Origin of the sequence: Psychrobacter sp. Ps6, assembly GCF_022129235.1 — a bacterium.
GTDB lineage: Bacteria > Pseudomonadota > Gammaproteobacteria > Pseudomonadales > Moraxellaceae > Psychrobacter.
In genome coordinates this window covers 126,586-139,806 of record NZ_JADQAI010000005.1, presented here as the reverse complement: position 1 = coordinate 139,806, position 13,221 = coordinate 126,586, and the positions used below count along the sequence as shown (strand labels likewise).

11 protein-coding genes are annotated in these 13,221 nt (G+C 41.9%); 3 read left to right on the top strand and 8 right to left on the bottom strand.

Going from position 1 to position 13,221, the window contains the following annotated elements:
* Positions 1-60 precede the first annotated feature (60 nt).
* Together I3255_RS07715 and I3255_RS07710 are read right to left on the bottom strand one after the other, a co-directional pair.
* Positions 61-1,308 carry an FAD-dependent oxidoreductase gene (locus tag I3255_RS07715; RefSeq protein ID WP_238038302.1) on the bottom strand — a complete coding sequence of 416 codons (1,248 nt, stop codon included), beginning with the start codon at positions 1,306-1,308 and terminating at the stop codon, positions 61-63.
* Positions 1,309-1,377: 69 nt separating this feature from the next.
* Positions 1,378-2,367, bottom strand: coding sequence for a proline racemase family protein (locus tag I3255_RS07710; RefSeq protein WP_238038301.1), 990 nt, complete (start codon positions 2,365-2,367; stop codon positions 1,378-1,380).
* 232 nt (positions 2,368-2,599) lie between these two features.
* Here I3255_RS07710 and I3255_RS07705 point away from each other — a divergent pair, with 232 nt between their 5' ends.
* Positions 2,600-3,397: a helix-turn-helix domain-containing protein gene (locus tag I3255_RS07705; protein WP_238038300.1), complete on the top strand. Its 798-nt coding sequence runs from the start codon at positions 2,600-2,602 to the stop codon at positions 3,395-3,397.
* Positions 3,398-3,439: 42 nt separating this feature from the next.
* Here I3255_RS07705 and I3255_RS07700 read toward each other — a convergent pair whose 3' ends face one another.
* A complete protein-coding gene (locus tag I3255_RS07700; RefSeq protein ID WP_238038299.1) occupies positions 3,440-4,705 on the bottom strand; it encodes an integrase arm-type DNA-binding domain-containing protein in 1,266 nt (421 codons plus the stop codon).
* 695 nt (positions 4,706-5,400) lie between these two features.
* Here I3255_RS07700 and I3255_RS07695 point away from each other — a divergent pair.
* Positions 5,401-6,114 carry a hypothetical protein gene (locus I3255_RS07695; RefSeq protein ID WP_238038420.1) on the top strand — a complete coding sequence of 238 codons (714 nt, stop codon included), beginning with the start codon at positions 5,401-5,403 and terminating at the stop codon, positions 6,112-6,114.
* A gap of 159 nt (positions 6,115-6,273) precedes the next feature.
* Here the strand turns inward: I3255_RS07695 and I3255_RS07690 are convergent, their stop codons facing one another.
* The 3 genes from I3255_RS07690 to I3255_RS07685 all read right to left on the bottom strand — a co-directional run bounded on the left by I3255_RS07690 (position 6,274) and on the right by I3255_RS07685 (position 8,339).
* On the bottom strand, positions 6,274-7,239 hold the full coding sequence (locus I3255_RS07690; RefSeq protein ID WP_238038298.1) for an EamA family transporter: 966 nt from the start codon (positions 7,237-7,239) through the stop codon (positions 6,274-6,276).
* Positions 7,240-7,291: 52 nt separating this feature from the next.
* A complete protein-coding gene (locus I3255_RS14860; RefSeq protein ID WP_269117291.1) occupies positions 7,292-7,417 on the bottom strand; it encodes a hypothetical protein in 126 nt (41 codons plus the stop codon).
* A gap of 436 nt (positions 7,418-7,853) precedes the next feature.
* A complete protein-coding gene (locus I3255_RS07685) occupies positions 7,854-8,339 on the bottom strand; it encodes a hypothetical protein (protein ID WP_238038297.1) in 486 nt (161 codons plus the stop codon).
* Between the two features lie 212 nt (positions 8,340-8,551).
* Here I3255_RS07685 and I3255_RS07680 point away from each other — a divergent pair, with 212 nt between their 5' ends.
* A complete protein-coding gene (locus tag I3255_RS07680) occupies positions 8,552-9,220 on the top strand; it encodes a hypothetical protein (RefSeq protein WP_238038296.1) in 669 nt (222 codons plus the stop codon).
* A 125-nt stretch (positions 9,221-9,345) separates the two neighbouring features.
* Here I3255_RS07680 and I3255_RS07675 read toward each other — a convergent pair whose 3' ends face one another.
* Together I3255_RS07675 and I3255_RS07670 are read right to left on the bottom strand one after the other, a co-directional pair.
* Complete coding sequence (locus I3255_RS07675) at positions 9,346-10,101, bottom strand: M90 family metallopeptidase (RefSeq protein WP_238038295.1); 756 nt, start codon at positions 10,099-10,101, stop codon at positions 9,346-9,348.
* 162 nt (positions 10,102-10,263) lie between these two features.
* Positions 10,264-12,315: an autotransporter domain-containing protein gene (locus I3255_RS07670; protein ID WP_238038294.1), complete on the bottom strand. Its 2,052-nt coding sequence runs from the start codon at positions 12,313-12,315 to the stop codon at positions 10,264-10,266.
* Between the last annotated feature and the right edge of the window lie 906 nt (positions 12,316-13,221).

Here is a 13,221-nt window from a genome sequence, read left to right as displayed (position 1 = left end):
AAACCGTTGGCTATTAGCGGCATGGTTGGTTCTATGAGTGTTCATAGAGGTGAGAGTTTTTTATCTAAAGCGATCCAATCGATAAGCAGTCGGGTCTACAGTGGGGTTATCGCCAAAATACAATGCGGTGATAACCTGTGCACTGATGACAGCTTGGGTCAATCCCAAATGCTGATGCCCAAAGTTTAAAAAAACAGATTTTTGTCTATCTATGACGGGTAATGAGTCTGCGGTAGAGGGTCTAAATCCCATCCACGGCATACTATCTTCACTATTTAGTGGGATTTTTAGCATGGCTTGTGCTTGTTTCAATAACATGTGGGCACGGTTCATATTGGCTGGTGCTTCAAGCCCTGCATACTCTACAGTGCCAGCCAGACGCAGCCCTTTTTCCATTGGTGTCATAATAAAGCGGCGATCCATACTGGAAATAGGGATGTTGAAACGCTGACTTTCGTTAGGGAGCATCAGGTGATAGCCTCGCTCGGTATCCATTGGTACTGAGATGCCTGTGAGCTGTTTGGCTAAAGCTTTAGAGTGCGCCCCTGCTGCGAGCATAACTTTGCTGGCATAAAGCTGCTTTTGTGTTGTCGTCAGACGAATACCATCAGTCGTTACTTCTGCACTCAGAACACGGCAATTTTCATAAATTTGACCACCAAGCGATCTAAAAATAGTGCTTAATTTATGGGTAATAGCTTCTATATTGGTGATATGGCCTGTCTCTGGAAAAAACAAAGCACCCAGTTGATTGTCTTTTAATGTAGGCTCAAGATCTGTCAGTACTGACTGTGAGAGTAGGCTGTTAGAGACACCTAAACTGTTTAAGCGTTGACCATGTTCAGTCAGAACTTTTAGACTGTTGGGTGTCTCTGCGGTTAATACAGATCCTTGTATTTGTACCCAAGAACGTAACTGCCACTCTTTGGCAAAATCTTGCCAAGCTTGAAGGCTCTGTGCATTTAATGCCAAAAGCGCTTGGTGACTGCGTACAAATGGTTCGGTACGCATATTAAGCAATAGTTGGAAGGCCCATGGTGCTAAGCGTGGAAGGTAGCGCCAATCTATACGCAGAGGTCCTTCAGGATTGAGTAGCATGGCAGGAACATGTCGTAAGATACTGGCATCAGCGATAGGGAAAACCTGTTCAGTGGCAATGTGACCTGCGTTGCCATAAGTTGCACCGCGACCGATTTTATCCGCTTCCAAAATCGCAACTTTTACCCCGCGAGACTGTAGAGTAACCGCAGCACATAGCCCGATAATGCCACCACCGATGATATATATATCAAACACTTGTGTGTCCATGATAGTCTCGCTTTTCTGACATTACTGAGCAATGGTTGGTTATTTCCTAGAAGCTCTATAAACTGGTGTTTATAGAGAAACACCCCATTTGAACGGATCGCTATCTTGAACGATGAGAGAGGTCTCTGCACATACATAGGCGTACCCTCGGATCGTGGGTATAATAGTATTGATAGAATTATTATGAAGAGAGCTATGATTATTAAGTACATCAATAGGCTGATAGCTGGCACTAAAGATACTGCCAATGATGCTTTGCTGATACCAAGTCTCACCAGGTGCGAGTACATTGTCTGCGGCCAAGCAAGCCAATTTGGCACTGGTGCCAGTACCACAAGGAGAGCGATCATAGGCAGATCCAGGGCATAATACGAAGTTTTTGCTGTTAGTGCCGGCGAGATCGCTCTTGCCAAACAGTTCTATATGATCAATTTCGCCATTGTTAGCACCCGTTATTCCAGACTTATGAAGTGCTTCCTTAATCTGTATGCTAAATTGAGTAAGCGCCTTAACATTATTAGCTTCAATAGCTTGTTTATGATCGTTGACTAAGAAAAACCAATTACCGCCCCAAGCGATATCGCCATAGATAGGACCAATATCGGGTACTTGAACTTCTGTTTGTTTTTGGTAGCGATAAGAGGGGACATTCTGGACGCTACAACTACCATCATCATGCAAGGTTGCTTTAACTAGGCCTACGCTTGTTTCTAGATAGTGATCACCAGCGGTTATTTTTTGTTGATAAGCTAGAGATGCAATAACGCCGATAGTGCCATGGCCACACATACCTAAATAGCCATGATTATTAAAGAAGATCACGCCAGCCGTGGCACGAGGATCAGAAGGCGGGCACAAAAGCGCTCCGACAAGCACATCATTACCACGAGGTTCTAAAATAATGCTTCGACGCAAATGATCGAAATTCTTTTTGAAGTCTTGAAGTTTTTCTTGAATAGTTTGTCCAATAAGCTCAGGAAATCCTGCATACACCATACGAGTAGGTTCACCGCCAGTATGCGAATCAATAATCTTAAGAGTGAAAAGCGTATCAAACATGACTGCCTACCTGATTCATCCGTGAGTTAATATACTGTCAGCGTTATTCGTAAATGAACAAAGCGTAAATATAGAATGACGTTTTTCAGAAAAGCAGTCTTGATGTTTTTACATGAATAAATGCGCATTTCTGCACAGGTTATACAGACATATCGGAGTATAAAGGTGAGGTAGCTCCTAAAATCACCAACCACTCAATGCCAAATTTGAGATGCTATATGGAAATATCACCATGAGGCCGTTAGTATTAGATGCCCCAACAAGGCGACTAGCAAAGCACCTACAGACTTATCGACCCGCCACTTTTGATGAGTTTGCGGGGAATATATCCTTATTGATGCCTCTGTTTGATACGATGACGAATGTGGTGTTTTTTGTGAAAGACGATAAAGCCTGCTATCGACTCGTCAATAGAACGCTCATCAAACGCAGTGGGTTTAAGAATAAACAAGCACTAATAGGCCTGACACCCGAGCAAGTTTTTTTGAGTTCTCAAGGCAAGGATTATCTCAATCAGGATTTGAAAGTCTTAAAAGAGGGTAGAGATATCGTGGATAAGCTAGAGCTTCATAGCTATGCATCAGGCCAGCTGGGATGGTGTATCACGCAAAAAATCCCCGTCTATGATATAGAAAATTATATTGTAGCGATGGTAGGTATATCCGTAGATATTGATGAGGATAACGAGCGGATACTGCGTAAGCACGCTCGGCTGGCAAGCGTGGCTCAGTATGTACGAGATCATCTTGATCAAAAAATTCATATCGTCCAATTAGCCAAACTGGCAAATCTGAGTCAATCACAGCTAGAGCGTACGTTTAAAGCCGTACTAAATATGTCGCCTATTCAGTTTGTACAAAAAATGCGTCTAGAGCATGCCATTCGATTATTGGCCAATCATAAATTGACCGTGACTCAAATCTCTTTGAATTGTGGTTATGGAGACCATAGTGCTTTTAGTCGACAGTTTAAGCAATTTACTGGCATGTCCCCTGTGAGCTTTCGCAAAATACATTTTAAAGAATCATAAATAAGCGCAGCCAGATATGGTTTTTAGCTCTAAAATAACTTTCTAACAACTCCGAAGCTTATCTATATAATCCGCCCAATCTTGCATCATTCGTATCCTAGTATCTATCTCATCGAGTCTGTTATAAGCCCCGCCATGTGTATCTTTGATTCTGTGGCCTAACTGTAACTCTGTGACGACGTCTGAGTAGCGTAGCTCAGGCTGTTCCATGAGCAAGGTTTTGGCCGATGCACGAAAGCCATGCGCACATTGCACGTCTTTGTATCCAAGCCGGTGAAATATCTGTACCAGTGTCGCTTTACTGATATAAGCATTGCTTGAACCACGCATTGAGGCAAAGACATACTCTTTATGGCCTGTGATAGACTGAATATTTCGTAATCGCGCAATCACTTGCGTGGCTAATGGCACGACTAAGTGCGAGACCATATCGTCGCGACCTTCGCCTTTGGTCGGGGAGAACGCCCATGTATTATTATCCCAATCGATATCCTGCCAGCGCATCGAGCGTAAATCAATACTACGGACAAATACATAAGGCAGTAAATTCATGGCTTCTAATGTGAGCTTGCTTGCCCCTTTGAAATTGGACATATCATGTAAAAGCGTCGCAAACTGATCCGGTTTGGTAATGGCTGGCAAGTGATTGCCTGAGCCAGCTGGTGCCAGCTCGCCACGGGTGTCAATCGCTACATTTTTATCGCATAATCCTCGTGCGACGGCGAATGAAAATACTTTTTCCGTATAAAGTCGAGTGCTGGCACCAACGAATGTCGCTTGATTTTCATTATGTTGGATTGCTTCACACACACTTAATATCATCTCACTGGTAATATCATTCATCCTTAAATCGCCAATGTTTTGGCACATGTATCCCAAGCATAAATCCCAAAATTTGAGTGTCGACTCACTAAACGCAGGCTTTTTCGATTTGCTTTGCTGACGACTAGATGTTTTGTGATCTCGCCATGCTTGCGCAATGTCAGCGAACGTGGCGTTCTTTAGGTGAGCATACTTATTCACTTGTTCTTTTTGCTGTATGGCTTTGGGGTCAGAGCCGTTTGCGACCGTATTAAGTATGGTCTCTGCTTTATACTTGACCTCATATAAACTGATGTCCTCAACCTTGCCGAGCATCATTCTAGGTCGCTTACCATCGATATGTGGATGAGAGTAGCGCAGGTAGTATTCTTTTTTACCGTTTGGATAGACACGTAGACTCAAACCCGCGATACCTGAGACACTGACCGAGTAGTCCTTATCTCGACATTCAAGTTTGTTGATATCATTTATATTGTCGACAGCCATATTCTTATCCGTAATTTTTATGAGGCAAATGCGTGATGGTTTATGCAAATTCGATAACTTATGAAAATACCCCTATATAAAGAGCCAAAGAGTATTTGGACACTGATGTGGACACCGATATTTATGATGATAATATTACAGGCCTTTTATATAAAAGGATTTATGTGCTAATTATCCCCAAGGCTCACTTGGGGATAATTGTAGCATATTTGGGAAAATAAGGAGTAGACCATGCGCTTATTGGGTCAAGTATCGTTTTTTGCTCATTATTTTGGTACATACTTAGAGGGATTGATAAGGCGAATCGTCCATTTGGTAAGCGATAGCGCGGATTTATTATAAAAAACACGGTCGCGTACGCGCACAGAATATAAAAATCAGGGTAATAGTACTGTTCTATGCAAATTTGGAAGGTGCTATTTTAAGGTCTAATATCAGTGCAAGCACGTAAAACGACTAGAAGCTAATTTTCTAAGTATTCATAAAAACAAAAATCAGCAAGTCTATTGGCAAATTTAAAATAGGGCAGATAAATGATGCATAATAAGATAAACTGCCTCGCGAGCGCTGATGGTGTTCAGTATCTGTCAAAATGCGTGAGCAGCTACCATTTGGCGACCAGATCAACTGCGAAAGAAAATTTATAAAAAACTATTGATATAAGGCACATCGTTATGGAACAAAGAAGCAACTCTATGGCAAAAAGCCAAGACGCTGTAGAGCACAGACCTGTCTTTATGCCTAGAGTCAACAGTGACAATCTAGTAAAAACAGACATGGTCAGATTTGAACGGCATGTGGGGTTTGCGACCAGACAAAAGAAAAAATCTATCAATGATATGCATCAAGTCATTCGCAAAAAGTATGGCTTTAACCATGTTTTGGAATTATCCAGTAAATCTGGCAATAAGCTGAGTTTTCCGCTGAGTCCGTTCAGCTTAAAAATCACTGATGAGCATGATGGCAATCAATATAGTGTCGAAAATGCTTTTCAATCCAGTATGGTTTTTGAAGACGGTGGCCCTTACATTGACTTACTGACAGCACCGCCAAGACAAGCCAGAAAGGACGAGCGATTAATGACCTCGGGTGAGCTCATCGGCTACAATTATTTTGGTATGGAGTGGGGTACGGAGCCGTTGACTGTGTTTTATGATTGGCTGTATGTGAATGCCCTAAAGCAAAACCCTCAGCTACATGAGGAAGTGATGCAATATCAAGCCTTTACTGATATTACCTTTAATCCTAAAAAATCTATTCATAGTGCGGCTTATGCACTGGCGTTATTTGTGGCGCTCAATAAACGTGAGATGCTCGATAATGTTGAAGATCCAATGACGTTCTATGATTTATGTACTGAGTTTAAAATCAGTAATACTGAGCATCTTTTGGAAGAAGGTTGGATTTGATAGGCCAACAACGCAAGAAAGCTTGAGCTTTATCTGGCAAAATTTAGCCATTTTAAGACCGCTAAATGAGTCAATGAGCTAATTGATGACACGCCCTAGACTCATTGTATCGGCGATGAGTCTTCAAGGCGTCCAATTCAAAGTCGGCAGTCATATCAGTCACATCCCATATTTGTGAGCAGGATTTTTCCTTATTCCAAATTTCACGTTTGCTAATAATAACCCCGACAATATCAATATCATTGCCAACATTTTCCACCACGTTACAACTTCGCCGGTAAGCACTACGGACGTTGTCATACCGAATACCGGCACTAATAGAGCAAATGGCATAACCTTGGAGGCAGTATTTTGACTGAGTAGATGTGCCCAGAGTCCGAAGCCCACTAGGGTTGAGATATACACGATAAACCCAAGTGATAGCCAAGATTTGAGCGATGCATCCGTAAATGTCGCCAGCTGCCATGCATCAGCCTCAAACATAAGAGAAGATACAGTTAAGATCACGCAGGCAATGAGACCGCCCCATGCTACCAGTGCAAGAGCAGACAAAGCGGATGTCTTGTTTTTCCCAGTGGTAGGTGTGATAGCAGCCACGTCTGTTTTTTGTTGTGCCGCTTTTAAGGTCGCTTGTGCTGAGGCTTGCTTGGAGGCAATGTTACCAAAGCTCCAACCAACTGCGGCAATCAAAATGCAGACAAATCCAGCCACAGGCATATCTCCGCCAAGATTTAGCGCAATCACGCTAAGGCCTAATACTCCGACCAACATGCCGATGATTTGCATGCGACTGACTGCTTCGCTCAAGATAAAGTACGCCAACAATACAGTGATAAAAATTTGCATTTGTAGCAACAATGCCGTCAAACCTGGTGACGCACCTAGATGCATGGCTGTAAATACAAAGGCATATTGCATGACAAAGGTACCGATAGCATAGATGAGTAAGGTACGGTTAAAGGTAGGCGGTTTAAGAAAAAACACCAACGGCACGGCGGTAAAGAAAAAGCGTAGGGCCGTGAGCATTAGTGGCGGAAAACTCTCTAGCCCCCATGCAATAAAGGTGAAATTCACACCCCAGATAAAGGTAACCAGTACAGCCAGTGCAGTGTATATAGGGGTCATATGATCGTCCGTGCGTAATCTTTATTCTTAACACTCTTGTTATGGTTGGAATCTATACTTCACCTGTTGCCATATACTCTTCAAAAGAGAGGCGAATATGCGTACCAACACTACGAAATGGATCAGGCGGTATCCAGATCAGCATTGAATGATTAAGTATAAAATTTTGCCTGTGCATCAGGCTCTTTAGACTCTAGGTTGTCTCAAACTAATCAAGCTGACCATCTATGGCAGATAGTCTTTTGATCGGTCGCATTGGATAACTCCATGCTATCAAGTCATTTTATGGTTTATCATAATAGAAGAACAATCTATCACAAAGTAGTGCATTGAAAGTGCAGTATTTTCTATTAATCTTATATGCGGATGATATGAAATGCATGAGTGTTTATTAAAGCAGCTCAAAACCAGACATCAATATTAATAAAAGCGTGCATGCATATCCAAAGCATATAGACTTTATTTAACATAATATACATTATGCGAAAACATACCAACGGTTTTAGCAGAAGAATAAATATCAATCTGCGTCATATCATTTCTATATTTAAATGAGCATTTTTATTTTCAAAATAGCTTAACGCTAACATCTTTAATATCAATTCAGTTTTCTACTAGCGACAAGTTTCAAGCAAATGCTTACTCAAAGTTCCACCGTCTTCATTTAAGCTAACATCTGCGATTTGGCAAACTTTATCATTGCACGTCAATTCATAATAGATATCACTACCTTGCGCCAAGCTAACTTGAACCAATCCTTTATCAGTCATCGAAAACTTTTTGTCTTGCTTATAATCAGGATCTTGAGAATTCCACAGCACATCATAATCAACATTACAGGACATTTGATTTTTATCAAAATAATCTTGTTCTAGCTGCATGGCTGCTTGTAAGTCAGCATTGGCATATTGCTGTAGCACCACAGGATTACTCATACCTTGATCATCGATATCTTGTTGGTACATTTTTGTGATGGTCGTGATTTTTATATCAGCCACAGCAGTTTGTTTTTGAGATGTTTTTGTCACATCTGCTGTGGCAGTACCGACAGTTGTTAGTGCTATGGCTAATAGCAATATCAGTGATTTGTATATTGGCATGTCGTTCTCTACGAGCTTTTATCTTATAAGTGTTACGGTCTATTACATCATAGCCATATAACGACTCTGCTGTATTATCGTATCATTCAGGTTTACTCATCATAATTCCGATTACATAGCGCTTTTATGCTCTTTTTTATCTATTGTGATGATAAATTTTAGTGTCTTATCGTGACGTTTATTTCGCTAATAACTGTGGTAAGGATGCTTTTATGATAATACTACCTACCTTTTTTAAGGAAAAATCTACAATATTGGCTTCTAGTGGCCTTTTATTGCTTACTTTGACCGCGACTGGTTGTCAGTCCGCTTCTGAGTCCAGTGAAGCCATTGTTTCTCAACCTACCAGCACCTCAGCAACGCCTATAAGTACTGATATCAGTCAACAAACCCTAAAACAGCAAGCGTTGCGTATACAGCGGGCGCTCGCCAATAAGGATTTTGCTAGAATCACTGATGATATTCATCCCACACGTGGCGTTCGTTTTTCGATGTATGCCTACGTACGCCCTGAGTCTGATAAAGTCTTTAATCGCGCACAATATGCACAGTATTTAGAGCAGTCCAATATTCGCTTCACATGGGGCGAAAAAGATGGAACGGGTGATTTATTCATCACACCACTGCCGACATACTTGGACACTTGGGTGGATGGCAAAAAATTCAATGATGTGGATATCAGCGTCAATAAAACTACCAATAACGGCAATTCAATCAATAATTTAAAAGACATATACCAAAACTCAGACATTGTAGAGTTTTATTATAAAGGCACTGCAGAATACGCTGGCATGGATTGGCGGGTGCTGCGATTGGTGTTTGATGAGTATCAGGGTAAGCGTTATCTCGTTGCTGTCATTAACAATCAGTGGACAGTTTAAATAACAGCGTAAGCATCTGAAGGGTCAGATATAGTGTATTAAAAAAGGGCAATGTGTCATATATGAAGCACTGCCCTTTTTGTTTCTTTATTGCTTTATATTCATTTTTTAATATATATTTCACTTTATGGTTTTGTCTCAAGTGGGCTTTGCTTAAAAAACTTGACCATAATATCGTAAATATCAGGATAAGCATCCACCAGCTTTTGCGGCGTCTCAAAAAATACCTCGCTCAATACTGCAAAAAATTCGGCAGGATTGGTCGCACCATAACGATCTAAACCTGACTTACGGTGCGTTTGAAAATCTTCAAAATCGCGCGACATGATTTCAGTCCAACGTGCAGGATCCATGTCAGGCTGCATCGGCGGAAAGCCATTAGCGCGGCCATTCATCATATCAAGCTTATGGACAAATTCATGAATGACAACGTTGTGTCCATCACGCTCACCTGAGTGCTTGGCATCCTTCCAAGAAAGAACAACAGGGCCTCGCTGCCATGCTTCCCCGCTGCGGTGCTGACTGCCTTCGTGGACGATGCCGAACTCATCCATGGTGGTTTGGTTGCTTTTATATGAGCCACGATAAATGATAATAGACGACCAGCCGCTATACCACTCAAGGCTTAGGTTTAAAATGGGCAAGCAAGCCTGTAGCGCAATGGATTGTCTGACTGCATCAGTAATCTCAAACCCTTGCGCGCCTGTAAAAGACTTATCATCCAAAAACAAGGTCGCCAAATCAAACAAGCGGCTTAGCTCGTCTTCATTTAATCTATCCAATATCACGATACGCTCAGCTGCTCGTGTCCAGTCTTCATGCGTGAACTCGCTGTTGTCCAATATACGCTGCTCACGCCAGTCTTTGATGATGTCAAACATACACTTTATCCCTATTGTTCTTATTATATAGGCCGTCAATACTACACAGACTACAGCGATACCCAGTAGTACACTATGATAATTACTATATTAAAATGTATAAAAAACGCCGCTCATAAATACATTATTGAGCGGCGCAGACTGTCATCCATACATTATGTTTTAAAATTGATACTGTAAGCCTAACTGTACTGAGCTGTCTTTATCGTCACGTGCAAAGGTGGTATCGCCATTCAGATACGCGTAGACATTGTTATGAACCTTGTTGCTAACACTCAGCTCAAAACGTCCGTAGTCATCATCTTTATTTGTTTGGGTGATACTAATGTCTCTTTTTTGCCCGTCAGCAAAAGACGTTGTCGATAAACGGTCTACTAAACCATCTTCGATAACATGCACGTAAGCGAGTTTGCTCTGAAGCTTAGCAGGCGTGCCCATCAAATCAAAACCATACTGCAACTGGTAACCGAGCTCTGAGTTCCATGCTTCACTAGATGTGCTATCAATTTTTAAGGCTGTGCGAGAGTTAGCATTGCCACTCGTGTAGCCTTCTATGTCGGTATCGCTGTAGTTCAAACCTAAAAAAGCGCCATGAGCGATATTTTCCTTGATAAGGAAATTGTAGCCAAGCTCATTATAAGCACTAAACACATCGGCATCAGTATTACCGCGTTCGCTATTGTTAATAATGTTGATACCATTATTACCGTCTAGTCTAACGGTGCTATTAATGTCTAAATCGTGTTTGGATAAGCTTACAGAAGTCGTATTCCACCAAGCCGTGTCTTTGCCGCCCAGTAACGAGTAAGCTTGAATACCATAGTTGGTGTCTTTTTTGATGCCGTTTTCTACAGCTTTATTGTTTTGATTGGCCGCTTGTAGACCTGCACCAACACGCCAGCTAGGTTGCACAACGTATTCACCATAGATGCCAATATTGGCGCGAGTACCTTCTTGGACGTTATCAGAATCGACATAGCTTTGAGAGCCATCTACCCAGACCTGAGTACGCGAAGCATCAAAGGCATCACTATTATCAATGGCAGGTAAAGCCAAAGCATTGGCACGCTCAAGAATAGCTGAGTGCGAATCAGTGGCACTGCTCTTTAACGCAGCCACCATTCTATTTTGAAGATTAAGCGCGCTTTTATTTGCGGCAACGATGTCAGCATTGGTTTGCTCAACGATCAACCTACTAATAATACGTGAATAGTCACGCATTCTTTGTGCGATACGTTCTTCCCCAAATGCAGCTGTCAGTACTTCCTCGTTGTCTAATGCAGGGTTATGCCACGTATAGCCACCTGGAATATTTGGGTTTTCCGTTTGCGTATAACCATCATAATCAGTTCCAAGAGCCCAATTGGTCGCCTCAAATCCTACGACGGGCATCACGTTGTCAAAAGACTCCTGATCACTACAACAGCCAACGCCATAAGGCTCGTAGGGTTCTATCGCGCCAGGTGCAATGATGGCTGGATTGACGTCGAGTGTGATACCAAGCTCTTTTGCAATACGTAGCGCATTTTCACGCAGTCCTACATTGGCAGCCACTTCATTGCCATCATCATCGTAAGCATTGCGTCCTGCGTTGGCATACATCTTATCGCCTGTAATCAGGCTATCTAAGTTGATCATGCCCACTGCTGTCGATTTTTCTGCGTCAGTGAGCTGGTCAACAAACGCCTTTGAACCATTGAGACCGCCCTCCTCTGCACCAAACGCCACAAACTGAATGTCATGTTCTGTGTCAATGCCGCTCAGGTTTCTTGTCAACTCAGTCAACACGCCAGAGCCAGAGGCGTTGTCATCTAATGCCTCTAGATTTTGATAGTTTGGATAAGCAACAGCAGAATCATAATGCGCGCCAACAAATAGTGTTTTATTAGTATCAGCAATACCTTTTTGGGTCACGATAATATTATTACTCGTTAATGTTTGACCTCTAAACAAACCGCGAGGTGCAACGAAATCAAAAGTCTGACGATCGACTTTGTTGTTACTGCCATCAATGGTCATACGTTGCTGCATATAGTTAGCAGCTTGGGTTTCCTTGTCAGATCCGGTATAGCGACCAGCATAGTCGCGCGCGAGCGTTAGCGCCGTTTCTTTACCATAATCACCGTATTGGGCTTCTGCAAATGTTTGTGAGCTTGTAAGTAGTGTCAGCGCAGCGACCACTGAAATCGTAAGCGGTGATAATCTAGTATGCAAACTGTTTCTCCTTGGTTAAAGAAATGTAATCGACACTAAAAAATAACTCAAATAAATGTGGTTTACAAGAAAAAGAAACAACGCATTTTTTCAATCAAACTTCCAGCGACAACATGTTCATAATCAATTTAATCAAGGTTTCCTTTTGATTCGGGTCAGACTCAGCGACCAACAAGGTTAAAGACGGACTTGTCGCTTACCCTCCTAACGAACTACCGAGGATTGCTCGGTAGTTGCTTCTGGTCTAATTCACCTTCTTTATAGATGTTTTTTAGGTGCAAACCAATCGTATCAGAGTCTTTTTCAAACAGTACTGCATCATCATTCATAACAAGCTCTCGTCGCGTAATATCACACTATAATCTAATAAAGATAACGATATCTTAAGCTATCTAACTTTCAAGGACATCGATGATAATTAGGACAACAAAAAACCCAAGCCAGTACATAGTGACTGACTTGGGTTTAGTGTAGTGTTTTGAATAGCATCATAACGATGTCTTATTCAGTGTTGTGCAATCTACCTCATAACCTGGTACATGGAAGACTCACTGGACTGCACCTAGATAACACCTCTAGTGCATTAGCTCAACCACGATTGCGTGGTTGCGCCAGCGAGCTAATGACACTAGAGGTGTTATCTAGGTATTAGCAGGACTGAAACAGTCTTCCTTGGGTAAAATGTAATGGCTTGACTCGTGGACGACGCAGCATCGTCCTTCACCGAAAACGGTGAAACGCTAAATCTCACAACGTCCTTATTCTGCCTGATTCTTGATTCTACTGTCAATCATTCTTTAACCAATAGTTGAGATTTACTTCACCTATGCGACAAATAATGTCGTGTAATTATATTTATCTATCTACGCGACATATATTGTCGCATTTTAATTTTTTGGTTAACAA

Bases quoted from the DNA above. Each gene is read 5' to 3' on its own strand.
- I3255_RS07700 (WP_238038299.1), bottom strand. From the start codon at position 4,705: ATGGCTGTCGACAATATAAATGATATCAACAAACTTGAATGTCGAGAT.
- I3255_RS07685 (WP_238038297.1), bottom strand. From the start codon at position 8,339: ATGCCAATATACAAATCACTGATATTGCTATTAGCCATAGCACTAACA.
- I3255_RS07715 (WP_238038302.1), bottom strand. From the start codon at position 1,308: ATGGACACACAAGTGTTTGATATATATATCATCGGTGGTGGCATTATC.
- I3255_RS07710 (WP_238038301.1), bottom strand. From the start codon at position 2,367: ATGTTTGATACGCTTTTCACTCTTAAGATTATTGATTCGCATACTGGC.
- I3255_RS07680 (WP_238038296.1), top strand. From the start codon at position 8,552: ATGATAATACTACCTACCTTTTTTAAGGAAAAATCTACAATATTGGCT.
- I3255_RS07705 (WP_238038300.1), top strand. From the start codon at position 2,600: ATGAGGCCGTTAGTATTAGATGCCCCAACAAGGCGACTAGCAAAGCAC.
- I3255_RS07675 (WP_238038295.1), bottom strand. From the start codon at position 10,101: ATGTTTGACATCATCAAAGACTGGCGTGAGCAGCGTATATTGGACAAC.
- I3255_RS07690 (WP_238038298.1), bottom strand. From the start codon at position 7,239: ATGACCCCTATATACACTGCACTGGCTGTACTGGTTACCTTTATCTGG.
- I3255_RS07695 (WP_238038420.1), top strand. From the start codon at position 5,401: ATGGCAAAAAGCCAAGACGCTGTAGAGCACAGACCTGTCTTTATGCCT.
- I3255_RS14860 (WP_269117291.1), bottom strand. From the start codon at position 7,417: ATGCACAGGCAAAATTTTATACTTAATCATTCAATGCTGATCTGGATA.